The 23,308-nt window shown below is 58.5% G+C and carries 21 protein-coding genes; 8 read left to right on the plus strand and 13 right to left on the minus strand.

Going from position 1 to position 23,308, the window contains the following annotated elements:
• Positions 1-13 precede the first annotated feature (13 nt).
• The 8 genes from B0G71_RS29790 to B0G71_RS29825 all read right to left on the minus strand — a co-directional run bounded on the left by B0G71_RS29790 (position 14) and on the right by B0G71_RS29825 (position 10,015).
• Complete coding sequence (locus B0G71_RS29790; protein ID WP_116146286.1) at positions 14-466, minus strand: low molecular weight protein-tyrosine-phosphatase; 453 nt, start codon at positions 464-466, stop codon at positions 14-16.
• On the minus strand, positions 463-1,491 hold the full coding sequence (locus B0G71_RS29795) for a polysaccharide biosynthesis/export family protein (RefSeq protein WP_116146287.1): 1,029 nt from the start codon (positions 1,489-1,491) through the stop codon (positions 463-465). The genes B0G71_RS29790 and B0G71_RS29795 overlap by 4 nt, the downstream gene beginning before the upstream one ends.
• 296 nt (positions 1,492-1,787) lie before the next feature.
• Positions 1,788-3,161, minus strand: a complete 1,374-nt coding sequence (locus B0G71_RS29800; protein WP_116146289.1) for an undecaprenyl-phosphate glucose phosphotransferase — start codon at positions 3,159-3,161, stop codon at positions 1,788-1,790.
• Positions 3,162-4,099: 938 nt separating this feature from the next.
• Positions 4,100-4,864 carry a WecB/TagA/CpsF family glycosyltransferase gene (locus tag B0G71_RS29805; protein WP_116146290.1) on the minus strand — a complete coding sequence of 255 codons (765 nt, stop codon included), beginning with the start codon at positions 4,862-4,864 and terminating at the stop codon, positions 4,100-4,102.
• Entirely contained in the window at positions 4,861-6,084 is a 1,224-nt protein-coding gene (locus tag B0G71_RS29810; protein WP_116146292.1) for an aspartate-semialdehyde dehydrogenase, read from the minus strand. Before B0G71_RS29810 ends, B0G71_RS29805 begins: the two co-directional genes overlap by 4 nt.
• Entirely contained in the window at positions 6,081-7,205 is a 1,125-nt protein-coding gene (locus B0G71_RS29815) for a glycosyltransferase family 4 protein (RefSeq protein WP_116146294.1), read from the minus strand. The genes B0G71_RS29810 and B0G71_RS29815 overlap by 4 nt, the downstream gene beginning before the upstream one ends.
• A gap of 187 nt (positions 7,206-7,392) precedes the next feature.
• On the minus strand, positions 7,393-8,631 hold the full coding sequence (gene wecC / locus B0G71_RS29820) for a UDP-N-acetyl-D-mannosamine dehydrogenase (protein WP_116149000.1): 1,239 nt from the start codon (positions 8,629-8,631) through the stop codon (positions 7,393-7,395).
• Positions 8,632-9,241: 610 nt separating this feature from the next.
• Entirely contained in the window at positions 9,242-10,015 is a 774-nt protein-coding gene (locus B0G71_RS29825; RefSeq protein ID WP_241974831.1) for an EAL domain-containing protein, read from the minus strand.
• Positions 10,016-10,463: 448 nt separating this feature from the next.
• Between B0G71_RS29825 and B0G71_RS29830 the strand changes: the two genes are divergently transcribed.
• The gene (locus B0G71_RS29830) at positions 10,464-10,742 is read left to right on the plus strand and encodes a transposase (protein ID WP_106278699.1); all 279 of its coding nucleotides are present in this window, start codon (positions 10,464-10,466) and stop codon (positions 10,740-10,742) included.
• Between the two features lie 238 nt (positions 10,743-10,980).
• Here B0G71_RS29830 and B0G71_RS29835 read toward each other — a convergent pair whose 3' ends face one another.
• The 5 genes from B0G71_RS29835 to B0G71_RS29855 all read right to left on the minus strand — a co-directional run bounded on the left by B0G71_RS29835 (position 10,981) and on the right by B0G71_RS29855 (position 16,408).
• Entirely contained in the window at positions 10,981-11,679 is a 699-nt protein-coding gene (locus tag B0G71_RS29835; protein ID WP_116122975.1) for a response regulator transcription factor, read from the minus strand.
• Positions 11,680-11,704: 25 nt separating this feature from the next.
• A complete protein-coding gene (locus tag B0G71_RS29840; protein WP_116146297.1) occupies positions 11,705-13,087 on the minus strand; it encodes a sensor histidine kinase in 1,383 nt (460 codons plus the stop codon).
• 66 nt (positions 13,088-13,153) lie between these two features.
• Positions 13,154-14,194: an ABC transporter substrate-binding protein gene (locus B0G71_RS29845; RefSeq protein ID WP_116146299.1), complete on the minus strand. Its 1,041-nt coding sequence runs from the start codon at positions 14,192-14,194 to the stop codon at positions 13,154-13,156.
• A gap of 152 nt (positions 14,195-14,346) precedes the next feature.
• Positions 14,347-15,741, minus strand: coding sequence for a sensor histidine kinase (locus B0G71_RS29850; protein WP_116146300.1), 1,395 nt, complete (start codon positions 15,739-15,741; stop codon positions 14,347-14,349).
• Positions 15,731-16,408, minus strand: a complete 678-nt coding sequence (locus tag B0G71_RS29855; RefSeq protein WP_116146302.1) for a response regulator — start codon at positions 16,406-16,408, stop codon at positions 15,731-15,733. Before B0G71_RS29855 ends, B0G71_RS29850 begins: the two co-directional genes overlap by 11 nt.
• Before the next feature lie 249 nt (positions 16,409-16,657).
• Here B0G71_RS29855 and B0G71_RS29860 point away from each other — a divergent pair, with 249 nt between their 5' ends.
• The 7 genes from B0G71_RS29860 to B0G71_RS29890 all read left to right on the plus strand — a co-directional run bounded on the left by B0G71_RS29860 (position 16,658) and on the right by B0G71_RS29890 (position 23,135).
• Positions 16,658-17,677, plus strand: a complete 1,020-nt coding sequence (locus tag B0G71_RS29860; protein WP_106278713.1) for an ABC transporter substrate-binding protein — start codon at positions 16,658-16,660, stop codon at positions 17,675-17,677.
• A 40-nt stretch (positions 17,678-17,717) separates the two neighbouring features.
• A complete protein-coding gene (locus B0G71_RS29865; RefSeq protein ID WP_012425936.1) occupies positions 17,718-18,512 on the plus strand; it encodes an ABC transporter ATP-binding protein in 795 nt (264 codons plus the stop codon).
• A 16-nt stretch (positions 18,513-18,528) separates the two neighbouring features.
• Positions 18,529-19,392 (plus strand): ABC transporter permease, encoded by an 864-nt coding sequence (locus B0G71_RS29870; RefSeq protein WP_116122971.1) that lies wholly within the window; start codon positions 18,529-18,531, stop codon positions 19,390-19,392.
• Between the two features lie 452 nt (positions 19,393-19,844).
• A complete protein-coding gene (locus tag B0G71_RS29875; protein WP_116146303.1) occupies positions 19,845-20,111 on the plus strand; it encodes a hypothetical protein in 267 nt (88 codons plus the stop codon).
• A gap of 333 nt (positions 20,112-20,444) precedes the next feature.
• Positions 20,445-21,878: a tetratricopeptide repeat protein gene (locus tag B0G71_RS29880; RefSeq protein WP_116146305.1), complete on the plus strand. Its 1,434-nt coding sequence runs from the start codon at positions 20,445-20,447 to the stop codon at positions 21,876-21,878.
• 82 nt (positions 21,879-21,960) lie between these two features.
• Positions 21,961-22,443, plus strand: coding sequence for a glycoside hydrolase family 108 protein (locus B0G71_RS29885; protein WP_106278723.1), 483 nt, complete (start codon positions 21,961-21,963; stop codon positions 22,441-22,443).
• Positions 22,443-23,135 (plus strand): hypothetical protein, encoded by a 693-nt coding sequence (locus B0G71_RS29890; RefSeq protein ID WP_116146306.1) that lies wholly within the window; start codon positions 22,443-22,445, stop codon positions 23,133-23,135. Before B0G71_RS29885 ends, B0G71_RS29890 begins: the two co-directional genes overlap by 1 nt.
• Positions 23,136-23,308: the final 173 nt, after the last annotated feature.

The following is a 23,308-nucleotide window of genomic DNA, read 5'->3' on the forward strand; positions in this document are numbered from 1 at the left end:
GAGACGCGCTCGCTTAGCGCTGGTTGCTCTCGGCTAATTGGCAGATGCGTTCGACCCAATCATTGACACTATGCTCAATCAGCGTCATTGCGTAGTCGTAATTGCGCTGCGAACGCTGGTACGGATCCTTCACATCAGACGGAAATACTTCCGCGACGCGATAGATACGTCCTCGTGCGACCGGATAAAAGCGTTCAATAGCCCTGCGCTGCTCGAGCTCCATGACAAGGATTAAGTCGGCCGAGCGACAAATACCTTCATCGAGCCGCACGGCGCGGTGTGACGACATGTCGATCCCACGTAACTCGAGCATGCGCCCGGCCACCGGATCGATCGTCATGCCTTGTCTGGCAGCTAAGCCCGCCGATGAAACCGAGATATCAGGCAACAGCCGCTGAAACAAACCCTGCGCCATCGGACTCCGGCATAAATTGCCCTGACAAACCACGAGAAGGCGCCGGATCATTTCGTCACAACCGCCGCGGTAAGGCTGGCATTGATCGCAGGTAGCAGGAGGTTCAATACGCGGCTGAAACGAACGAGGCCGTTACCGTCCACATAGACGACATCCTTAGGCAACAATTCAAACTGATTGGCCAGTACCATCGACACTGGAGAACGTGCATCCAGATGGAACACTCTGGGTTCGCTACTTTGCGCGCCACGGATCACGTAAAGCTGCGCGGCATCCGCACTGCCGCTATTAAGGCTACCGGCTTGTGAAAGCGCCTCGCTCAAACTCAATTTGCCGGTACGCAGCGGTAACGCCGTCATCGGCTTGTTGACCTCACCCATCACGTAGACGCCGCTCTCCTCACGCGACACAACGCGCAGCAGGTCACCGTCCTGGAGCAAGATGCTAGCGGGATTGACATTGCGGGCCAGCATGCCTGGAACATCAAGCGAATGCGACACGCCTTTTCGTACAAGAATTAGATGACTCTGATCCGCAGTCGGCGCAAATCCGCCGGCGCGGCTAACTGCTTCGAACAGCGTCATCGGAATGTCATTGATGGGCACAGTGCCAGGGGCACGGACCTCGCCATCAACAAAAATCTCCTTGGCGCGAAATGACGTTACCCGTACGGAGACCTTCGGCTTGATAAAGAATCGAGACAATGCACTGGTTACAACCGAGCGCGCTTCATCCATAGTCAACCCGGCAACATGTGCATCGCCCGCATATGGAATCTGGATGTTGCCGTTATGATCGATCACAAAGCCTTGCGGCGGATCGTAGGGGCGGCCATTCGACTGCTGCTGCGGACCTTGCGCGTCTGCAAGCTCAGGATGATCCCAAACAACAATCTGCAGTACGTCCCCTGTGCCGAACGTGTACGGCGACGGCTTGTCCGATAGCCCTTTGATCTCCTCTGAGTCAATCGCCGCAGAAGACATCTTTAGTTGTTGAATCAGCGTCGCATTGATCTCCGCAATCGGCACCTGCATCGACGTGTTATCCGATGTCGCGAGGGTTGCTGGCTCGCTCATTCGCATCCCCGGAGCGACTGTGCATCCGGACAGGACTACACCGATCCCAAGGACAAATGCAATCACTCGACTGCCGCGTAGGCCTGACGCGGCGAAATCGGGAAGATAGGTTTTTGAATTTCTCATTATTTTTGATTACGTGTGAACATCAAGCAAATGTCCGCTACAGTGCCGCTTTTCTTCTTATAGCGATCTTCGATTTGGCGGACGCCACTCGTCTACTTCGATCTGCATACGTGCACGACAGGAATCCAACGCGTGCAAGTGAGCCGACTTCGACAACTAGCCCCACTGGTTCAATAGGCGTTCGGATGAACGAAACTTTTGACGACGGTCGCAGCAACGATCCGCATGTCGAGCCAGAACGACCAGTTTCGCAGGTAGAAGAGATCGTGCTGCACTCGTCCGATCATCTTGTCGATATGATCTGTTTCGCCACGAAAGCCATTGATTTGCGCCCAGCCAGTAATTCCTGGTTTGATGCGGTATCGGTGGATATATCCGTCGACAAGCGGCTTATAGTGATTGTCGTGCTCGATCGCGTGCGGTCGAGGGCCGACGACGGACATGTCGCCTCTCAAGACATTAAAGAACTGCGGCAACTCATCGAGGCTCATGCGTCGCAGGAACAGACCCACCCGTGTGATGCGAGCGTCACCGCGCGTAGCCTGGCGTAGCGCGCCTGCCTGCTCGTCGTGTAGCCGCATAGTCCTGAATTTGTAGATGCGGAAGACGCGCCCGTCCGCGCCTTTTCGGAGCTGGGTGAAGATTACGGGGCCTGGCGATGATAGTTTCACCATGATGGCAATGACGACTAGTACCGGCGCAAGCACGGTGAGGACGAACGCAGAAAATAGCCGATCGAATAGCGCCTTCTTCAGCATTGCTGCATTCGACAAAGGCGACGCCATCAGATTGATGGTCGGCAGGCCGATAAGAACTGTTACGGCGCCGCCGATGAGCCCGATACTTCCCATGTCCGGCATCAAGCGGATATTGACGAGATCGTCACCAAACGTTTTGAGGACAGCCTGAATCGTGAGCGCTTCCGCTAACGGCAACGCTAGCCAAAGTTCTGAGATGTCTTCCGCTCGAACAAACGTAGCGAATGCATCAACGTCCGCAAACGTCGATACGGCAGATGACACAACACATTGCTCGGGCGTGTAAAGCGCGACGGCCCGGAATCCGCTCGCTGGCGACTGGGCGAGTTGGTCGATGACATAGCGGGCATGCTCGCCATTGCCAACCACAGCGACCTTGCGCAGATTAAGCCCTGCGTGGCGAACACGCCCAAGCAACAGGTAAGCGATCGTACGAATGCCGATCAAACCGATGCCGGTGAGGCTGGTCCAGTATGCGAACCACAACCGCGACACGTGGTCTGTCCGATGCATCATGAACAACAACACGAGGCTTGCGGCCTGAACGGAAATCCATGCAAAGCACACTTGGCTGATCATCGCGATCGACGACCGCCCGCGCCACGACACGTAAATCTGGAATGCTGGAAATGCTACAAGCGTAAGCATGGTGACAAACGACACGAGTATGAAATCGGGCCGCTCGAGCGCGTTGCTGTCAAGGCGGACGTCCGACGCCACGATCGCACCGATAACCACTACTAGTCCGTCCAGAATACGTGCAACAATTGATCGGATTCCGATCATGATGACCCCGGCATCGCTGGATCTGCGATCGTTCTCAGACCTGCGATCCAATTTATTAACATGGCTTGAAGCCGGAAATATCGAATTCGGCGCAATTTACGCGCGAATCAATTTTCCGCAACGCCCGACCATCCGGACATTTCGGAAACGGGCTGAAGCCTCCTTTAACCTAACACCGTGCGAGCTGGCCCAACCCGCACGCGCTTCATTCGAAGATCGAACTGAAAATCGAACCGAATCACCTTCGCCGAGACACTCGCGTGGTACGTGAAGAAGACTATGTGGTAGCCGCTTCCCGAAACCGCGAAGACGAGAATACTTCTGTCTTCCCTACCATTAGTGAATTCGTGTCAGCGACCCTCTATAAGCAGCTATCATGCCAATCATAAAAAGAGTCGTTTTCTATGGTCGTTAAAGAGGGTTCACCGCTCCGGCGGCGCCGTTTCCCGTGTGTACGGCACATTTCGGCGTAGAAAACGAACTGTGCGGCGCTGTGTGGAAAGAGCGTTACGTCGAGAGTCACGTAACACGGCAACGACGTTACGTCTTGACGGCATAGGAGGCGCGTTGTCTCGAACGGCTGCGGCGAGCCAAACGACCCAGCGGGTGGCTAGGAACAGAATCGACTTTCAAGCCATCAAGAATCTCATCGTTGCGTCACTGCAAGTGTCTTTGGGCTCCATCCAACCAGATTCCAAGTTGGCTGGGGGCGACGTCGACTGAGACATTAAAAGAGAGGACGCGGGGGTTGGGCAATGCCGAAGAGCGTTGACGGTCTGCGGAAGCTTTGTATAGCTTGAAACGTCGCTGACACGGCGGCAGCGAGCGGCCGCGCCTCGGACGGCCCGAGTTCGGCCAACACCGTCACCGCGAAAGGCCGGCACATTTGTCGACCAGAGTTCGCCGGTGACCCACTATCTATCACCCGCGGCGCAGGCCTATTCGTTCGGATGGCCTGCTGCACCTTGAATTGCCGAAGCAATACGTGCTCGTAGCAGCATGACGGCAAACCGGTTATTCGTAATTAAATATCGCTTCCACATGCGTCTCGGTTCCTGCGCAACCCGAAAGGCCCATTCCAGCCCGTTGCGCTGCATCCACTGCGGGGCTCGACGTACTTTTCCAGCGACGACGTCGAAAGTCCCGCCGACTCCCATTACAAAGTCGACACCGAGACGATCCTGCCAGCGATTAATAAAGCTTTCCTTCTTCGGCGAAGTAATGGCGACAAAAAGAAGTCTTGCGCCGGATCGTCGAATTTGCTCAACCACCTTCTCCTCGTTGTCCCAGAAGTATCCGTGATGAAAACCAACGACCTGCAGGCCCGGGTACCGTGCCGCTGTCAATGATGCCGTCCTTGCCACGATCGCTTCCATCGCGCCCAGGAAGAACACGGGCAGACCGCGCGTCGCGGCCATCTGCAAAAGTCGTTCAAAGAGATCCACTCCCGCAACTCGCTCCGGCACAGAATGGCCTAATAATCGCGCGCCCCAAACTACGCCCATCCCGTCAATGTTGATGATGTCACACGCCCGGACCGACGCGTCGAGTACTGGGTCGGTCTGCATGCCAACAAGTTTCGCGACGTTAACCACCACATGCTGAGTAAATTGTTTGCGTTCAATTCGATCGCCAATCATGTTGACGGTCTCATGCATTGTGGCAACATCCATCGGACATCCAAAAAGCTCGATCCGTTTCATTGTGTCATCCCCGGTAGGTACTCAAACCGTCGTTGTCTTTGCTCTTGAAGTTCACCTTTCAAACGAACGCGATTAGCGTATGCCCCGATCGCGTAAAACGCCCAAGCTTGCGTCCAGCGAAGATAGTTGATTCGGTTTGTCGTCAGTTTCCCTTTCTGGTACATGAAGCGACATTCGCGTGGCATATAGAGCGTGTCTACTGCACGCTCAAAGATCCTGGTCGCAAGGAGGTGGTCATCATCGCCGGAATCAACGCTTTGCAACGTAAGCAACGCTTGAGCAACCGAATGCGTATCAAGCGGCCAGACTGAGTTGTCGTAGTATTTGACTGTGCCGTCCGGGAGAAAAAAATTGTCCCGGTAGTAAGCCATTCCTCGGCGTATCGCTTCATCGAATTCATCGAACTTCACAGTGCGTTGCAGGGCTGATAGCGCTTCCAGGTTGTAACCCGTATGGAACCCATCCACAAACGAGTGGTGGTCCCGCGTACCATATTGCCATGCACCGTCCGCGCGTTGCATCGTCACTGTGCGGCGCGCGGCGCTGATCGCCCGATGCATCATCGCGTCGTCCCCTAAGCGATTTGCAGCTTCTCCAGCGACCGCAGCGGCCCAAAGGTTCGCGTTGTGCACGAACGCGGATTCGCCGGGGATATAGGCGTAATATCCTCCGTCCGCCCGGAAAAGCGAATCTACGAAGAGACCTGCGTCCGTGGCGGCCTCCAGCAATCGCGGCTCGCCCGTCTCAAGTCCGAGCGCGGCAAGCGCGCGCGCTACATAGCAGGTAGTAATTGCATTGGGCGTACCAGAGCGGACAAAGAAAGCGCGTGCGGCCCAGTCAAAGTGATATCCCCAGGCACTGTGCTTCCACTTCTCGCGGTCACAACGTTGCTCCAATAACCATTCCGCTAGTCGGGTGGCCTCCTTAATACTCCATCCGTCGCACAATCGTCGTTCACGCTCGATAAGTCCCAGAATGATCAGCGCAATTCCTTTCGGATTGCGGCGGCGCGGCACACCGACAAACGGCCTCAGGTTCCAGAGGCTGCGCTTATGAAGCTGCAGCCACGCAATCTTTGCGAAAGGCAGAGCGCCAAGCTTTAGCTGTTTGAAGAACGAGCTGTTGAGGCCATCAAACGGGTCGTATCCGGCATAATCGCTCGCGCGACATTGTGCAATCAGTATGTCAGCCAGCGAGTCGGCATCGAGGCGGTCCGTCATTTGCTTTGCTCCAAGTGCTTAGCCGTTGATACTAGTTCTCCGGCGCCAAACACATGAGCGTTGCGATAGCATTGAACATACCGCTGCACAATCGACGTCGAACGATAAAGGGCACATGCACGCGCTAAGCCGGCGACACCCATCTTGCGCGCATGCCCAGGATCATCGAGTAGCTTCGATATCGCATCCGCCAGTGCTCGGGAATCACGCACATCGACCAGATATCCGCTGACTCCTTCCACGACCAGGTCGAGGAACCCGCCTAATCGCGTTCCGACAACTGGCGAACTGCAAAACATCGCCTCCAGTGTCGCAATGCCGAAAGACTCGAAATGACTCGGCATGCAGAACAGACTCGCTCCGCGATAAAACGCAAGTTTCGCGTCGCCCTCCAGCCAGCCTTCGAAGATCACGCGGTCAGCAATGCCGTGCTTAAATGCTATACGCCTCCAGCACTCAACGTCACCCATTCCGGCCACTCGTACCTGGATATCCCGGCCCTTTCCCGTTAGCTCGGCGACTGCGCGAAACAGATCTTCCAGTCCTTTCGCTTCGCTCAGTCGTCCGGCAAAAGCAATGTATGGCCGCTCGCATGCCTGCGATCGATGTGTGAAAACTCGCTGTTCGGCGCCGAGGGCCATATTTCCGACCACGTGGACCGCATCGGTACCTCGCTGACTTTGCAGCCAATTAGCCAAAGGTGTCGAAACGGCGATTACACAATCGACCCTCTGTAGAAACGACCTGCATAGGAAGCGCGTGAGAGGATCGGCGTTCTCAACGAAGCGCTCGAAATTCCCAGAATGCAAATGAAAAACCGTACGTTTCCTTAACACCGCCGCGACGAGAAAAAGGACAAATTTCCGGTACAGCGAGCCTCGCTCGGATACATGGAAATGCACGACATCAGTTTTTTTGGCAGCGAATACGAAACTTGGAACGTCGATGAAGGCAAACGCCAATATCCCGCCAACGGTTCGGAACCCGCGCGTTTCAAAGAACGAAGTGGACACGCCGGCTTGTTCGAACGTGCTTCGTAGCATTGCCAACTGCGAGAGGACCGACGCAATGCCGCCTCTTTGCCCGCGACCGGGCCCGACATGAAGGATGCGAATGCTCATCACGAATTTCCCGGTAAGCTCACCCGGCCGTTCTCCCCCAGACCGCAGACTCTCATTGCAACAACGCAGCGATAGGTGTAAGTGTGTCGCGTATCAATGACTGCCTGCATACCCTCAGCCGATCTTGCGTCGTCTAGACCATCGGTCCCGACATGTCGAATACCCAAGCTCGTGGATTTTCGCCGTGTCACGAGAAGATCCCTCGCGTATCGACGAGAAGCTTCGACTGCAATCGGCGTCTGTTGATATCCTTGAACTCGCGGTGATCGACCAACAGCAAAACTATATCGGCCGCTTCGATCGCGCTAGTGAGGCTAGTTAGCTCAACCTTCCCACGCAGCGCCTCTGGTAGGACCGCCACGTTTGGCTCAACCACCACAATGTCTGCCACGCGCTCGTCGGCTAGTTGATTGACAATGTCTATGGCCGGACTCTCACGCAAATCGTCGATATTGGCCTTGAATGCAAGACCGAGACAGGCAATCACTGGAGCCTTGAAACGTGCCGCCAGCTGTTTCGTCTGCTCGATTACGTAGTGAGACTTGCCGTCGTTCACTCCGCGCGCGGTTCGAATCAGTTTCGCCTCGTCAGGTGCGGAATCGACGATGAACCAGGGATCGACTGCAATGCAATGTCCGCCGACACCTGGACCAGGCTGAAGAATGCTCACACGCGGATGGCGATTGGCGAGACGAATGAGTTCCCACACGTTGATGTCGAGTCGATCGCAGATCATCGACAGTTCATTTGCATAGGCAATGTTGACGTCACGAAACGCGTTTTCGGACAGCTTGCACATCTCCGCAGTACGAGCGTCTGTCAAGATGCAATCCCCTTGAACAAAGATCTGGTATAGATCGCGAGCCAACTCGCCACAGCGGCGCGTCATGCCGCCGATCACGCGGTCGTTCTGCACGAGTTCTCGAATCACGTGTCCCGGCAGAACGCGCTCCGGACAGTGGGCGATTCGTATGTCGGACTGCTCGCCAGCATGTTGTGGAAACGTCAGATCGGGGCGGCAATCAGCGAGCCATGCCGACATCTTTTCAGTCGCGCCCACCGGCGAGGTCGACTCGAGGACGACGATATCTCCCTTCTTAAGTACCGGGGCAATCGAACGGCTTGCCGCCTCTATGTAACTCAGGTCTGGCTTATTGCCGTCGCAAAACGGTGTCGGGACGGCAATGAGAAACGCGTCAGCTGGTTCAGGGATCAGTGTCGCGCGCAAATGGCCTTGGGTAACGGCCGCATGAACCAGCATGTCCAGTTCAGGTTCGACGATATGTATCTCGCCTTTGTTGATGGTATCGACCGCGCTTTGCGATACGTCGACGCCGACAACCTTCTTCCGGCGTGCGGCAAATGCTGCGGCAGTGGGCAAGCCGATATACCCAAGTCCAATAATGGAGATGACATCGAATGACATAGCGTTGGTCTCGTCGCTTAATAAGTCTTTTTTCTGGGAAGCTTCAACTGCTTGCCGCCGCACTACGGGCTCGAAAGCGCAATGGTGGTGCTCGCGAGCAACCAGCGTCGTCGATGCCGACATGATTCGGCTCAGGTCGGCCACAACCCAACCGAACGGTCCTTATCTCTATTGCGTGGGCCGCTTGGTCGTGTCTCGCATAGCTAGCCCCCGGCGCTATTTCGTGGTCGTGCCGGTGCCGCCGGTTCCCCCCGTAGCACCGGTATTGCGGGGCCAAACCCTGCGACATGACGCCATACTTCGAGCGGAAGTAATGTGTTCGACCGTCAATGTCAGTTGCACCGAAAGCATAACCCCCGGTCAGGCGATCGTTTGAAACAGAATTCGCTGCAACTTATGTCTCTACTTCCTGCGCTATTCGGGCAGCGCGCAACCTATAAAGCACCATGCGTGCCAATTGCATTTATATTCTTGTAATTGTCAGCGGCTACTCCTTGAAGAGTGCGTCCACGCTTGATCTGTTGAGATAAGATCATCACGATGGACTGTCCGCCCGCTTCGGTTAAATTGCGATGCACCGCGCGACGTTACGTAACGTCGCGAGCGCTTGTCACCCTTTCTGCCGTAGCGCCAACACACTTCCCAACCCAGCCTGCGGACGCGCGAACCAGAACCCCTGCACCAATGCGTCGGGCCACCGGCTCACCCACTGAAACTGTTCTTGAGTATCCACACCGCTCACCACCACTCGCACATCGAGCGCATGCAGCAGGTCCATGATCGCGGTCATCACCGCCGCGCCACGCTTATCGCCCGGCACTTTCGCCATTAACTCGCGCGCGACAACGACGGTGTCTACATCGAGTGACCCGAGCAATGCGAGCGACGATGCGCCATTACCCCACTTGCCTATCGAAAGACCGACACCTGCTTCCCGAAGACCCTCAGTCAGCGTACGCAAGGACAATAACTTTGCTGCTTCCGCGCTATCGGTAACTTCAATTTCAAGCAGAGAAGCCGGCACGCCATACGAATCGGCGACTCGCATGAGTTCCTCTGCGAAAGAATCGAGCAGCGCCACTTGAGCAGGCACCGTGATCGCGACCGGCTGCACCGGCAGCTTCGCGACGAGAGCGCCGCGTAATTCACGGCACACGTCGTCCACGACGAAAGAGAACATCTCGCGCGCAACGTTCGGATGTTCGAGCGGCATCATGAAAATGCCCGGCAGCAGTAAGCCGTAGTCCGGATGCGTCCATCGAACTTGCGCTTCACAGCGTGCCAATACGCCACTCGCGGCGCGATAAGCGCCTTGAAACACGAGATGGAATTCGCCTGCGCGCAGTCCGTCGCCGACGCGCCTTTCGAATTCGCTCAGGCCCAAGGAAGCATCGCCGGAAGTAGCCGCGTCATTCTGCGCAACATGGTCGATGCGTGAGTCCAATGTGTTTGCAGACGATTCGGGTTGTGCATAGTCGAGCGTGTGCATGGCGGAAATGTGTTATCCAACCCCGTCCACGTATGCACATGTCGTGCCAAGTACCCGGCTCAATGCGTAAAGAGAAGTGGAAGAAGAACAGAGAACCATGCCGCACAAGCGTTCTCGAGGAAAAGAACAAATTCCGCAGTGGGGCGAATCCACTTCGCCAAACGTTTGCGTGAATCTGCGCGTAACGTAGCATTCCGCGTGACGTTACGCTGCTTCGCTCGCTACGTGATTGTGTGCGAAGACATCCAACAAGACAATTTGACCGAGTGAAATAGATTGACTAGTATCACTGTCAACAGCAGCATGTAAAACTAATAACATCCACAGTACTCAGACGAGTCCGATGCTAGAAATTCCCCTTTCAGACGCCAATTGGGCCCGCGTCCAGAGTCTCTTCCCAGTGCTTTCATCAACACGTGGACGGCCTCGCCGCAGCGATCGCGATATCCTCAACGCGATACTCTGGCTGCAACAACGAAAAGAAAAATGGCACAGACTTCCTGCGACTTTCCCGCCGCAACAGACTTGCTATCTCAGGTACATGGCATGGAAAAAGACCGGTGTGCTGGAACAGGTGAACGAACGCCTTCCTCTGCACGATCCGGATATTTCGAACGTTTGATTAATACGTTTTCATTTGCCCAAATCCCGCAACGACGGGGAAGTGAGGCGCGATCTAGCTGGTCACGCCGATGACAAAACCCATCCCAGCGCACCGGTTGCGAGATCGCCAGCCGGCGTGCCCAGCGCGAACGTGACCAGCACCGCAGCCCAATAAAAAAGCTCTCGGCGTCGGTGAAAACACTAAACGCAAGGCATCCACAATGTACAGTCACGCGATTCAATTCGCCCTTGAACCGCTACAACGCAACAGCAAACGCTTCGCGCGGTTCTTCTTCACGCAGAATGTAGCCAAGCCCGCGTAAAGTCATGATCTTCGCGCTCGACGCTGCGAGATGCTTGCGCAAACGGTGGATATAGATATCGATCGCATCGGCGCTCGGTTCGTCGTCGAGTGTGAAGACTTTGTCCATTAGCGTCGCTTTGGAGACTGTCTTGCCCTGTTTCAGCATCAACGTCTCGAGAATGGCATGTTCACGCCGACGCAACGGCAAAGGCTCGCTTTGCAGCATGAATTCACGCGAGTCGAACAGATAGCGCAAGTCGCCGCACTCGATCGACTGGCCCTTGTCGCCAGCCGCCTGACGGCGGATCAACGCCTTGATACGCGCCAGCAGTTCGCGTGCGTCGAAGGGTTTGACGACATAGTCGTCGGCGCCGGCGGAAAAGCAGGCGACCTTGTCGTCGGTCGAGCCATTCGCGGTCAGCATGAGCACCGGCACGTTGTCGCGTTTGCGACGCAGCCACGCGAGCACATCCTTGCCGCCAATGCCGGGCAAACGCAAATCGAGCAACACAGCGTCGTAGCATTGCAGGCCAAGCAGCGTCTCGGCCTGTTCGCCGTTCTCTGCCCAGTCGATCACAAACTGCTCGACCTGCATCAGGTTCATCACCCAGCGCGCAAGTTCCGCATCGTCTTCTACAAGCAGCAGTTTCATTGTTCTTCCCTCATGTAGTCGCGCGTCATGTGGCGGCAGTCCATATTTGCATTCCCACCGTGGCGACAAGGCCAATACCATCCGCTCCGGATTCGAGCGTGACGGTACCACCCTGGCGATGGGCAATCTCCCGCACGATCGGCAGGCCGAGGCCCGTGCCGTCTGCGTGACTCGACGCGCGATAGAAGCGTTCGAACACTCGCGCCCGCGCCTCGGCCTTGATACCCGGTCCGTTGTCGATCACACGCACGATAGCCATGTCGTCACGGCGCTCGGTCTGCACGGTGACGCGGCCGCCCGGTTGGGTATAACGCAGGGCGTTGTCGACGAGATTGGTGACGAGCGCCGCGGTCAATGCCTCGTCGCCGGTGACGATCATTCCGTCTTCCAGCTCGGCGCCCAGATCGATTTCACGAGACTGCGCAAATGCAATCAACTCCTCCAGAACACCGGCGATCAACGCACTGAGATCGACGCGTTCGCACGCACTCACGGGCGCGGCGGACTCGGCCTGTGCGAGCAGCAGAAGCTTGTCGGTTAACGTGGTCAGCTTGCGGCTGCTCTTATGCATGCCCGCCAGCGCTTCGGCAAGTGGCGCGTCGTGGTTTTCACGCTGGCGCGCGAACTGGATTTGCGCCACCAGTAGCGTGAGCGGCGTGCGCATCTGGTGCGCGGCATCTGAAATGAATTGCCGCTGAGTCGCGGCCTGCTGACCCATGCGCGCGATGCACTGGTTGATTGCATCGACAATCGGTCTTAGTTCGACATGCAAGCGCGCAACACGTATTGGCTGTAGCTGCGACGGATTGCGATCGGCGACGTCGTCTTTCACTTTCATCAGGGGACGCAACTCGAAAGTCAATCCGAGGTACACGAACACCATCGCGAGCACGAGCGTGAGCACCTCGCCGAATAGCTGCGGACGCAGCAGCCGCCACACCATCGCGTCTCGCGAGCCCTCGGTTTTTGCAACCGCGACTATGACTTCCTCCGTACGCCCCGTGTCGTAAAGTTGCCGGACGTAGGCAGCGGCGCGCACGATGCGGCCATCTTCAAGACGGGTGACGTAGAGCGTTGGGTTGTCACCGGTGTGCGGCGGCAGTGGCAACTCCAGACTGCCGGCTACCAGGCGCTGGCCGCTCGCCTCGATACGATAGAACACGCTGTCCTGTTCCGGCGACTCGAACAGCTCCAGCGCAGCCGGCGGAATCTGGATCGAGACATTGCCGTTGTCCCAATCGATATCCTCGCCAATGATGCGCATGGACGAGAGCAACGCATTGTCCTGCACGAGGTCCGCAGTGGTCTGCGCATTGCGGTAGGAGATCACGCCGGAAATGGAAACGAATGCCGCCAGTGGCAGCAGTAGCCACCACAGCAAGCGTCCGCGCAAGCTGCCTGAAAACACGATGCGTCGCCCCTCTCTAAAGGATGCCGGCGCGCCTCGTCGAGAGAGGCGCGCCCAGCTTCCGCCTTACGGCTTTACTTCATTGACGAACTGATTAGTGAACGTCCTCGACAGATCGATATGACGACCCTTCACCGACGGGTTGAAACCCGCCAGCACCTTGAGCACCGTTTCCGGCCCGTCGGCGGGCATCTTGCCGTCGGCGGTGTACATGGGCAGCGTGGCCTTCAACGCGCTCACATAGAGCGCCTTGTCATTGCCGATGTAGTCCTTCGGCATTTTCGCGGCAATCTCGTCAGCGCTATGTGTATTCAGATATCGCAACGTCTTCACAAACGCGCGTGCGAGTTTTGCCGCCTCCTGCGGATGCCTGTCGAGCCACTCGCTCTGCACATACAGGCTCGATGCCGGATACGTTCCGCCGAGCGCGGCGCGCGTGCCTTCGACATTGCGCATGTCCACCAGTACCTTGGCGTCACCAGATTTGAGCAACTGCGAAACGGTCGGCTCGGTGGTCATGCCGGCGTCGATCCGCCCTTGCCGGATCGCGGCGATAAAGCTGTTGTCCGCGCCCACTGGCAGCACCGTGTATTGTGAACGCGGCACACCTTTGAGGCTGGCCAGGTACTGCGTGAGAAAGTTGGTCGACGAGCCGAGCCCCGTCACGCCGAGCGTTTTACCCTTCACGTCGGCCATGCTTTTGATCGAACCGGCCGCCCTGGCCGCGACCATCTCCACTTCGCCGGGAACCTGGCCGAACACGACGATCGCCTTGACTTCCTTACCCTTGGCTTGCAGATCGATCGCGTGATCGTAGAAACCGACCACGGCCTGCACACCGCCCGCGAGCAATTCGTTTTCCGCATCGACGCCCGCCGGCTGCGATTGCAGTTCGACGTCGAGCCCCTCTGCCTTAAAGTAGCCTAGCTGTTCGGTGAGGCGTGCGGGCAGATAGATGAGCTTGGTAATGCCGCCCACCATGATGACGATTTTTTCCGGCGAGTCCGCCTGCGCGGGCGCCGCCGGCTGGGCGAGCAGCAAGATCGTGAGCGACGCCGCGACGGCGGCGTGGACGGCGTGCGCAACGCGCGTCACAGCATGAGGCATGGTGGATGTCTCCGTTGTTTTCCGCATCCGCGGTGGGCGCCAGGGGGACCGCCTGCAAAAATTCTAGGCACGCGAAGCCTTCTCAAAGCTTTCGCCAATGGCTTTGCTGCCCTAACTGCGGGTTTGTCCTGAGTCGTGCTGGAGTAACGGCTCTAACCTGCTTTAAAACGCTCTGCCGTGGCTCGCGGAAACGTCACGCTGATGTGCACGCCTTTGCCACCCTCGCCCGGCTTGAGCGCGATCTCGCCGTGATGGGCGTCCGCGATTTCACGCACGATAGCGAGTCCCAGGCCGGTGCCCTCCGTATCCGCCGACGCCCGGAAGAACGGCTCAAACACGCGGCTGCGCGACTCGGCCGGAATACCGGGACCGTCGTCCAGCACGCTTACAGTGACCGTATCGGCGTCGGCGCTCACGCCCACGGTGACATGGCCGCCGCCGCCCGTATAGCGGATCGCGTTCTCCGCAAGATTGGCAATCAACGCCTGCAATAGCCCGCGATGGCCCGCCACCGGCGCGGCACCGTTCAGCTCGGCGCCTAGATCAATGTCTCTGGCCTGCGCGAGCAACGCGAGGTCCTCCACGACTTCCAACGCGAGCGGCACCAGGTCCACCGTTTCCACGGCGAGTTGCGTGTTGTCGGCGGCCTCGGCCTGCGCAAGCAGAAGCAGCTTGTTAGTGAGACCCACCATCGAACGATTACTGCGATGCATGGCGGCCAGTGCTTCGTCAAGCGCGGGGTTCAAGTCGTCCTGTTGCCGCGCGAACTGCAATTGCGTGCCGAGCAACGTTAGCGGCGTACGCAACTGATGTGCGGCGTCGGCGATAAAGCGGCGTTGCGCGGCCACCTGCACGCCGAGCCGCGCGATGCATTGATTGATCGCTTCCACGATCGGCCGCAACTCGGTGTGCAGACGCTCGACGCGAATCGGCTCCAGCTGCATCGGGTCGCGATCCGCCACCTCCTCTTTCACTTTCATCAGAGGCCGTAACTCGAAAGTGAGACCAATGCAAACCAGCGCGACCGCCAGCACGATCATTTCGATTTGCCGCACGAGTTGCGGTTGCCACAATTGCTGAGCCATGGCGTCACGCGAGCGCACGGTTTTGCCGACCGTCACGCGCACGCGGCGCGTCGCGCCGTTGTCGTACATGAGACGCACGAGCCCGGCCGCGCGCACATTGTGGCCTTGCAGATGGGTGTCGTAGTGATCCGGCGTATCGGCTGCCTGCGCCGGACGCGCGGGGAAATCGGGGATTCCGGCGAGCAGGCGTCCGTCGTCGACCTGCACGCTGTAGAACACCTGGTCGCGGTAGGGAGAGACGAATACTTCGAGCGCGGCGGGCGGCACATCCACACGCAGAAAGCCGTCCACCCATTCCACTTCGCCCGCGATCATGCGCGCCGATGAAATCAACTGATTGTCCTGCACCAGATCCGCCGTGCGCCGCGCATTGTCGTATTCAGCCTTGCCGGTCACGAATACGTACAACGCGAGCGGCACCAGCAGCCACCACAGCAGGCGCACGCGCAGACTATTGGTCATCTTCTTTCTTGCGCAGCAGATAACCCAGCCCGCGCAACGTGACGATCGCCGCCGAACTGCCGTCGAGTTTCTTGCGCAGACGCGAGATGTAGATTTCGACGGCATCTTCACTCGGCTCGTCGGCGAGCGTGAAGATAGCGTCGACCAGCGCCGGCTTCGTGACGGTTTTGCCCAGACGCAGGATCAACGTTTCGAGTACCGAACGCTCGCGTGGCGTGACGTTCAGCGGCGCGTTCTTCAGCGTGAACTGCCGCGTGTCGATGTCGAACGCGAGATCGCCGCACACCACTTCGCTCGCCTTGGAAGGTGACTGCCTGCGGATCGCCACCTTGATCCGCGCGATCAACTCGCGCACTTCGAACGGCTTGACGAGGTAATCGTCCGCGCCGGCGCCGAGCAGTTCCACCTTTTCGTCGATCGAACCGCTCGCCGTCAGAATCAGCACCGGCGTCGCGTCGCCGCGCTGACGCAGACGCCGCAGCACGTTCTTGCCCGACAGCTTGGGCAGATTCAGGTCGAGCAGGATCACGTCGTAGTGATTGGTGCGCAGAAGCTGGTCGGCGGCGTCGCCGTCCTGCACGGCGTCGAGCGCGAACGCCTCCTGCTCCAGCATCTTCGCGAGCCAGTGCGCCAGCGTGGGGTTGTCTTCGATGAGCAGCAGCTTCATGGCGGGAACGGCAAAAGTCAGGCCGTCGATTGTGCCGTAAAAAAAGGGGTTTGCGCGCGTGCTGTGTGTTGTGCGGGAACCGTCGCGACGTTTTAGGCAGGGTCGGCGGAACGTTGCGGGTTAACACCCATGATTTGGCCACACCTCCGAAAGCTGCCAGAAGGTTTCCAATTTCTATAATCGCCGTCATTCACCCAGAAAGCGCCGCATGCAGCACCCAGCGGCGACCAAACCTAAGGAGACTGCTTCATGCGTACCTTGCGCCAGATTGCCGCTGTATCAGGTGTTGCGTTCACCCTTGCGGCCGCTTCGGCCGCCGCTCACGCGGAAAAGCTCACGATCATGGTCGGTGGCGCCACCAAGATCATCTATCTGCCCGCCAAGCTGACGGAGCAACTCGGCTACTTCAAGGACGAAGGCCTCGACGTCGAAATCCTCTCGCAGCCGGCCGGCGTCGATGCGGAAAACGAACTGCTCGCGGGCGCGGTGCAAGGCGTGGTGGGCTTCTACGACCACACCATCGACCTGCAAAGCAAGGGCAAGGAAGTCCAGGCGCTGGTGATCTTCGGCCAGGTGCCGGGCGAAGTGGAAATGGTGTCCACCAAGGCTGCGGACAGTTTCAAGAGCATGGCCGACGCGAAGGGCAAAACGCTCGGCGTGACGGGGCTCGGTTCGTCGACCAGCTTCCTCACGCAATACCTCGCACAACGTGCGGGCGTGCCGTCCACGCAATACACGCTGCTGCCTGTTGGCGCGGACAACAGCTTTATCGCGGCAATCAAGCAGAGCCGTATCGACGCGGGCATGACGACCGAGCCGACCGTCTCGCAGTTGCTGAAGACCGGCGACGCCAAGGTGCTGGTCGACATGCGCACGCTGGAAGGCACGCGTGCCGCGCTCGGCGGCACCTATCCGGCTTCGAGCTTCTACGTTCAGCGCGCGTGGGCTGAATCGCACAAGGACGACGCCGCGAAGCTCTCGCACGCTTTCGCAAAGACGCTGAACTTCATCGCGACGCATAGCGCCGAAGAGATCGCCGCGAAGATGCCGAAAGACTACTACGGCAACAACAAAGACCTGTATGTCGGCGCGCTGAAGGCGTCGCTGCCAATGTTCACGAAAGACGGCAAGATGCCCGCCGACGGTCCGGATACCGTGCTGAAAGTGCTGTCGGCGTTCAATCCTTCAGTGAAGGGTAAGCATATCGACCTCGCCAAGACTTACACCAACGACTACGTGTCGGCACCGGTCAAGACGGCGGCGAAATAGCGCCTTTTTCAACATCACGCGAACAACGAGGCACCAGCCGATGAACCAACCTTTGTCACGCGACACGCCAGCCATCGAGATGCGCAATGTGTCGTGCCGTTTCATTTCCCCTGATGGCAAGGCGACGATCGCGTTGCGCGACTTCAGCATGTCGGTGGCGCGCGGCGAATTCGTCGCCGTGGTCGGACCCACGGGTTGCGGCAAGTCCACCACGCTCAGCATGATTACCGGCCTGCTGAAGCCCACCACGGGCGAAGTTCGCGTGATGGGCGCGCCGGTGGACGGCATCGATCCGCGTATCGGTTTCGTCTTTCAGGCCGACGCCGTATTCCCGTGGCGTTCGGTGCTCGACAACGTCGCCGCGGGTCCGCTGTATCGCGGCCGTTCGAAATCCGCCGCGTACGACGAAGCCAACGAATGGCTGCGTCGGGTGGGCCTCGACAAGTTCGGCAAACACTATCCGCATCAACTGTCCGGCGGTATGAGAAAGCGCGTGGCGCTCGCGCAGACCTTTATCAACAAGCCGGAAATCCTGCTGATGGACGAGCCGTTCTCCGCGCTCGACATGCAGACCCGCACGCTGATGCAGGACGAACTGCTGCAACTGTGGGGCGGCGCCGGCTCAGTGGTGTTCGTCACACACGATCTGGAAGAAGCGATTGCACTCGCCGACCGCGTATTCGTGCTGACCGCGCGCCCGGCGACGTTGAAGAAGGTGTATGAAATCGATCTGCCGCGTCCGCGGGTCACCTCGGAAATTCGCTACGAGCCGCGTTTTATCGAAATCTCGCGCGACATCTGGCATGACTTGCGCGAAGAAGTGCAGATCGGTTAATCAAGGAACGGCAAACATGTCTACTACCCCTCAACAGATGATGCCTTCGGGCATCGACGCCGCCTCGCTCGCTCATGTCGAACGTGTGGCGCAAAAACGCATCCGGCAACGTCAGGCGCTGGTAATCACGCTGCGTATCGTCGTGCTGGTCGTCGTGCTCGGCGGCTGGGAACTGTCCGCGCGCCTGAAGTGGATCGATCCGTTCTTCTTCTCGATGCCGAGCGCCATTTTCGAACAGATCGTCGACTGGTTCGTGAACGGCACTTCGCAAGGTCCGCTGCTGACGCAAGTGTGGGTCACCCTCGAAGAAACCGGGCTCGGCTTCATTATCGGTTCGGTGGCCGGTGTGTTCTGCGGCATCGTGCTGGGCCGCAACAAGCTGCTCTCCGACGTCTTCAGTCTTTACATCAAGATCGCCAACTCCATTCCGCGCGTGGTGCTCGGGTCGGTGTTCGTGATTGCACTGGGACTGGGCATGGCATCGAAGGTGGCGCTGGCGGTGGTGATGGTGTTCTTCGTCGTGTTCGCCAACGCTTTCCAGGGCGTGCGTGAAGCGGATCGCTACATGATCGCAAATGCGCAGATTCTCGGCGCGTCGCGCCGTCAGGTGACGACCTCGGTGGTGATCCCGTCGGCATTGAGCTGGATTCTCGCGAGCTTGCACGTGAGCTTCGGGTTCGCACTGGTCGGTGCGGTGGTCGGCGAATTCCTCGGCTCGAAGCAAGGTATCGGACTGCTGATCTCGACTGCGCAAGGCGCGTTCAATGCAAGCGGGGTGTTCGCCGCGATGATTGTGTTGGCCGTGGTCGCACTGGCAGCGGACTATCTGTTGACTGCGGTCGAACAGCGGCTGTTGAAGTGGCGGCCGGCCGCGGTTTGAGCGAGCGGCATTAGCCGAGTGGAAGCTCCGTTTAAAAAACGCCGTTCAGTCACAGGCTGAACGGCGTTTTTTTTGGGGGAATGGAAGATTAAAGTAAGGCCCAATTAACCTGGCTGGATTTTTTCAAGCAAAGCGCCATCCGCGCATTCAGGATGGCTGATTAATACTTGAAATTGAATGCAACCCATCCGTCTCCTTCACATGGTGGAGGCAAGTCCGACTCTCTGAACCGACGCCGAACGACAAAGCCCTAGCATGCACCTTTCCTTGCAATACGAAGCTTTTCGATAACGCACATCTCTGGTGCGCTGCGCAGAATTCGACAAGGAAGCCGGTGATCGTCTCCGCCCTGTGTCTCGCCAGATTGTCCGGCAAGTGTCGCGTTCAAGCCTGGCGGAACTTCCGCAATGAGGTGCCGCAAGGGCGGCGCCAAGGGTTTGAAGGAGAGGGACATGAAGAAGGCTCTGATCATCGCAGGCGGACTGCTTTGCGGGTTCGCATGGCAAGCGTACGCTCAGGACGCCAGCACGGAGAGTACCGCGCAAGCTCAACCGACAGCGGCCGACGCAATGGGCGGGCAGCCCTCCACCACTTCGATGTCCGGCGGGCCGGCAAAAGCACAGGGACTCACGCGTGCGGACGTCTACCAGCAGCTCATTCAAGCGCAAAAAAGCGGCGAAGCAGCGCGCTTGCAAGATCTGTTCAAGGGAGGCAACTAAACTGTGCTGTGGCATGGGGCCGGCCGCCTGGTTGAATAATTTGCCGCCGGCTCCGCTGCATGCATGACGCGTATTTGTCCTGTCGCCCGACAGGACAAATACGGCGTCTGATCGAAACACCTCACTTCCCCGCCCCTCCCCCGCAGCCTGTCTCCCGCCGGCAAACTCACGCTCGTCATTCGTTGGCCGCCACGCAACACATTCCCGCGCTCACACCCGTCGCGATTGCCTACACGCCCGTTGCATAAGGCACTGTGCGCAATGGCACGGTCGATGCGTAATAACCACCACCCAGTCGTGCACTTACCAACATCGGTTGAATCGAGGTGCGTCATGTCGAGTGTGCAGAGCCAACGTCGGCCAGTGAATTGGCGAAGCCGGCCTTTTTCCACGGACGGCCGTTCAAAGCGTCATCCGGCAAGCCGCAACTTCTCAGCGGGATTGGTGCCGTTCGGCTTGCGGACCGCCGGCTTCATCGGGCGAGGTCCGAAACAATTGTGGCCGTATGTTTTACCGTGGGTGTTCGCGGTGCTCACCATCGGTTTTTTCTGCCTCGTCGTACGCGGCGTACTTACTCGGCAATTGCTGGTGCCACCCGTCGAGACGCCGCAGTCGCTGGTGGAACGCGGCTATACATCGAACTTCCTCGCGGAACGCATCATGTCTTCGATGCGGGCGATCGGTCAGGATGCCGAGTCGATTCCGCACGACACCATGACGGACAACGACGCACAACCGGACATCCAGATCCCCGGTCAGGAGATGTCGTATGCGACCACCGTGCGCTTCATTAAAGGCGTCATCAAACACACGGACGTTGTCGTTCATGTCGGCATCACGAAGGTCAACGACAGCGCGGATTCCTACGTGGCGCATGTGCAGATTGAAGGCGGTCCGTTTGATTCCCGCGAAAGCACGGTGTCATTCGAAGGTCGCGATCTGGAGAAGTTCGTGCATGACATTGCGGTCAAAGCCATGCGCCTGGCGGAGCCGAATATTCTCGCCAGTCATCTCTATTCGCAAGTGCAGAGAACCAAGTGTTCGCTCGCGCAATGCGACTACGGCGAGATCGTCACGATCTACAACGAAGTGCTCGCACTGCCCGCCTCCGAGCAAGGCGAATGGGCGCTCGCCGGCAAAGCGTGGCTGCTTGCCAATCAGGGGCTGTCCAAAGAGGCCGAACAGCAAACCCGCGAGGCACTGACCGTGTACCAGCATTCAGCGGTGCTGCACGCAAGCCTTGGCATTGCACTCGAACAGCAGCATCGCATCGACGACGCACTCGAAGCCCTGCGAACCGGCGCGAGCGAGAAGTCGAAGACGGCTGAAAATCTGCGTCTTCTCGGCGACGTGCTGTTGCATGCGAATCGCTATTCCGAAGCACTCGATGCATTCAAGCAGGCCGACAGAATGAAGCCGGACTCTGTCGACAATCTGCACGATTGGGGCGAAGCGCTCGTCACTGCCGGCCGCTACGACGAAGCAATCGAAAAGCTCTCTCGCGCCGTCGCACTGCGCCCCGACCTGGCGCCCTCTTACGCGGAATGGGGCCGGGCACTGGATCGCAAAGGCGATCTGTCCGGCGCCTCGCGCAAATACGCGCAAGCGTTGCAACTCGACGCGGGCACTTTGTCAACTCGGGAAACTCATCTGGCGCGGCTTGCCAGAGCGGCGCAGGGAGGCAACCGCCCAGATGCGTCAACACCAGACGGGGGAGTCAGACCCGTTTCGAATCCACCCGCCTCGCTTGCATTGCAAACCGCGTAACGCACACCCGGCCATGCAGAAAGTTTAGCCCCGCAGCACCCAACCGTTGCAGTAATACACCCAGTTGACGAGGAGATGTTCGATGGACAGTTTCGAAGATGCGTTCAAGGCTCTGATCGGCAGTGAAGGCGGTTACTCCTTCAATCCGCACGACCCTGGCGGTGAAACGATGTGGGGCGTCACGGCGCGCGTGGCACGAAGCGCGGGCTATGCCGGCGCCATGAAAGACCTGCCGCTGGATACCGCCAGACAGATCGCCAAACAGAAATACTGGGACCCGCTGCACCTCGACGAACTCGACCCGCGCGTCGCCTTCCAGATCTTCGACGCCAACTACAACGGCGGCCTGGTGGTGCTGTGGATGCAAAAAGCTTCCGGTGCGAAAGAGGACGGCAAGTTCGGCCCTGACACACTCGATGCAATCAAGAGCGCCGACCCCTTGAAGTTTGTCATGCGCTTCGCCGCTTATCGCTTGCGTTACCTGCGCAACCTGCACGCATGGCCCAATTTCAGCCGTGGATGGACCGAAAGAATGGCCGCTAATCTTCTCCTGGGAGCAGCATGATGGACTGGTCTAAAGTAGCGTCGAACATCGGCAGCAGCGCGCCGCTTCTCGCCGGCCTCGTGGGTGGTCCGATCGGCGTAGGCGTGAGCGCCGCCGCCGCGATCATTTCGCATGCGCTCGGCACGCCGAGCGACCCGGGCGTGGTGGAACTCGCGTTGAACGATCCCGGCGCACTCGAAAAGGTCCGGCAAGCCGAGAGCGCGAACTCGTTGCAGTTGCAACAGTTGATGGTCACCGCCGCCCAGGCGAGCCTCGCGCATGAAAGCGATATGGCGCGCATCCAGGCCGCCGATCGGGCCGACGCGCGTGCAATGGGTATCAGCAATAAGGACTGGGTCCCCAAAGTCCTTGCGATGGCGGTCACCGCCGGCTTCTTCGGCATTCTGCTGCTCATGGCCTTTCAGCCACTGCCGGGCGCCAACAAGGATCTCGTCAACGTGATCGTCGGCGCATTGGGTACGGCGTGGATCAGCATCATCGGCTACTACTTCGGCACGTCGGTGGGATCGATGCGAAAGACCGAACTGCTCGCGAAGCCCAGCGTGCCCATCACCCCGGACAGCGCGCTCACGCTGCGCGAACCCGCCACGGCTTCAACGGCGCGGCCACAAGCGGCGCCGGCTTCGTCGCACAGCGAGGCATTCCAGCAATTCACGCCGGGTGGACAGGGCCCGATTTTCTCGGGCAGTTGATGGCAATTCGTTCACGGACCAGATGCGGCACGCAACGAGACAACGGCTCGATGCGTGCTGCGTCGCCCGTATCCCCCTCCCGCATCCGCGTGCTTTGTCTCAAATCCAGCAACAAACATTACCTGGAACGATGATTACTCTCTCCAGTTCGCAAAACTACAATGTAATCACTG

Source organism: Paraburkholderia sp. BL27I4N3, from assembly GCF_003386115.1.
Taxonomy (GTDB): domain Bacteria; phylum Pseudomonadota; class Gammaproteobacteria; order Burkholderiales; family Burkholderiaceae; genus Paraburkholderia.

Coding starts and splice junctions, on each gene's coding strand:
- B0G71_RS29875 (WP_116146303.1), top strand. CDS start 19,845: ATGAAGAAGGCTCTGATCATCGCAGGCGGACTGCTTTGCGGGTTCGCA.
- B0G71_RS29880 (WP_116146305.1), top strand. CDS start 20,445: ATGTCGAGTGTGCAGAGCCAACGTCGGCCAGTGAATTGGCGAAGCCGG.
- B0G71_RS29800 (WP_116146289.1), bottom strand. CDS start 3,161: ATGATCGGAATCCGATCAATTGTTGCACGTATTCTGGACGGACTAGTA.
- B0G71_RS29865 (WP_012425936.1), top strand. CDS start 17,718: ATGAACCAACCTTTGTCACGCGACACGCCAGCCATCGAGATGCGCAAT.
- B0G71_RS29870 (WP_116122971.1), top strand. CDS start 18,529: ATGTCTACTACCCCTCAACAGATGATGCCTTCGGGCATCGACGCCGCC.
- B0G71_RS29835 (WP_116122975.1), bottom strand. CDS start 11,679: ATGAAACTGCTGCTTGTAGAAGACGATGCGGAACTTGCGCGCTGGGTG.
- B0G71_RS29795 (WP_116146287.1), bottom strand. CDS start 1,491: ATGAGCGAGCCAGCAACCCTCGCGACATCGGATAACACGTCGATGCAG.
- B0G71_RS29890 (WP_116146306.1), top strand. CDS start 22,443: ATGGACTGGTCTAAAGTAGCGTCGAACATCGGCAGCAGCGCGCCGCTT.
- B0G71_RS29845 (WP_116146299.1), bottom strand. CDS start 14,194: ATGCCTCATGCTGTGACGCGCGTTGCGCACGCCGTCCACGCCGCCGTC.
- wecC (WP_116149000.1), bottom strand. CDS start 8,631: ATGTCATTCGATGTCATCTCCATTATTGGACTTGGGTATATCGGCTTG.
- B0G71_RS29850 (WP_116146300.1), bottom strand. CDS start 15,741: ATGACCAATAGTCTGCGCGTGCGCCTGCTGTGGTGGCTGCTGGTGCCG.
- B0G71_RS29810 (WP_116146292.1), bottom strand. CDS start 6,084: ATGACGGACCGCCTCGATGCCGACTCGCTGGCTGACATACTGATTGCA.
- B0G71_RS29805 (WP_116146290.1), bottom strand. CDS start 4,864: ATGAAACGGATCGAGCTTTTTGGATGTCCGATGGATGTTGCCACAATG.
- B0G71_RS29860 (WP_106278713.1), top strand. CDS start 16,658: ATGCGTACCTTGCGCCAGATTGCCGCTGTATCAGGTGTTGCGTTCACC.
- B0G71_RS29885 (WP_106278723.1), top strand. CDS start 21,961: ATGGACAGTTTCGAAGATGCGTTCAAGGCTCTGATCGGCAGTGAAGGC.
- B0G71_RS29855 (WP_116146302.1), bottom strand. CDS start 16,408: ATGAAGCTGCTGCTCATCGAAGACAACCCCACGCTGGCGCACTGGCTC.
- B0G71_RS29815 (WP_116146294.1), bottom strand. CDS start 7,205: ATGAGCATTCGCATCCTTCATGTCGGGCCCGGTCGCGGGCAAAGAGGC.
- B0G71_RS29790 (WP_116146286.1), bottom strand. CDS start 466: ATGATCCGGCGCCTTCTCGTGGTTTGTCAGGGCAATTTATGCCGGAGT.
- B0G71_RS29830 (WP_106278699.1), top strand. CDS start 10,464: ATGCTAGAAATTCCCCTTTCAGACGCCAATTGGGCCCGCGTCCAGAGT.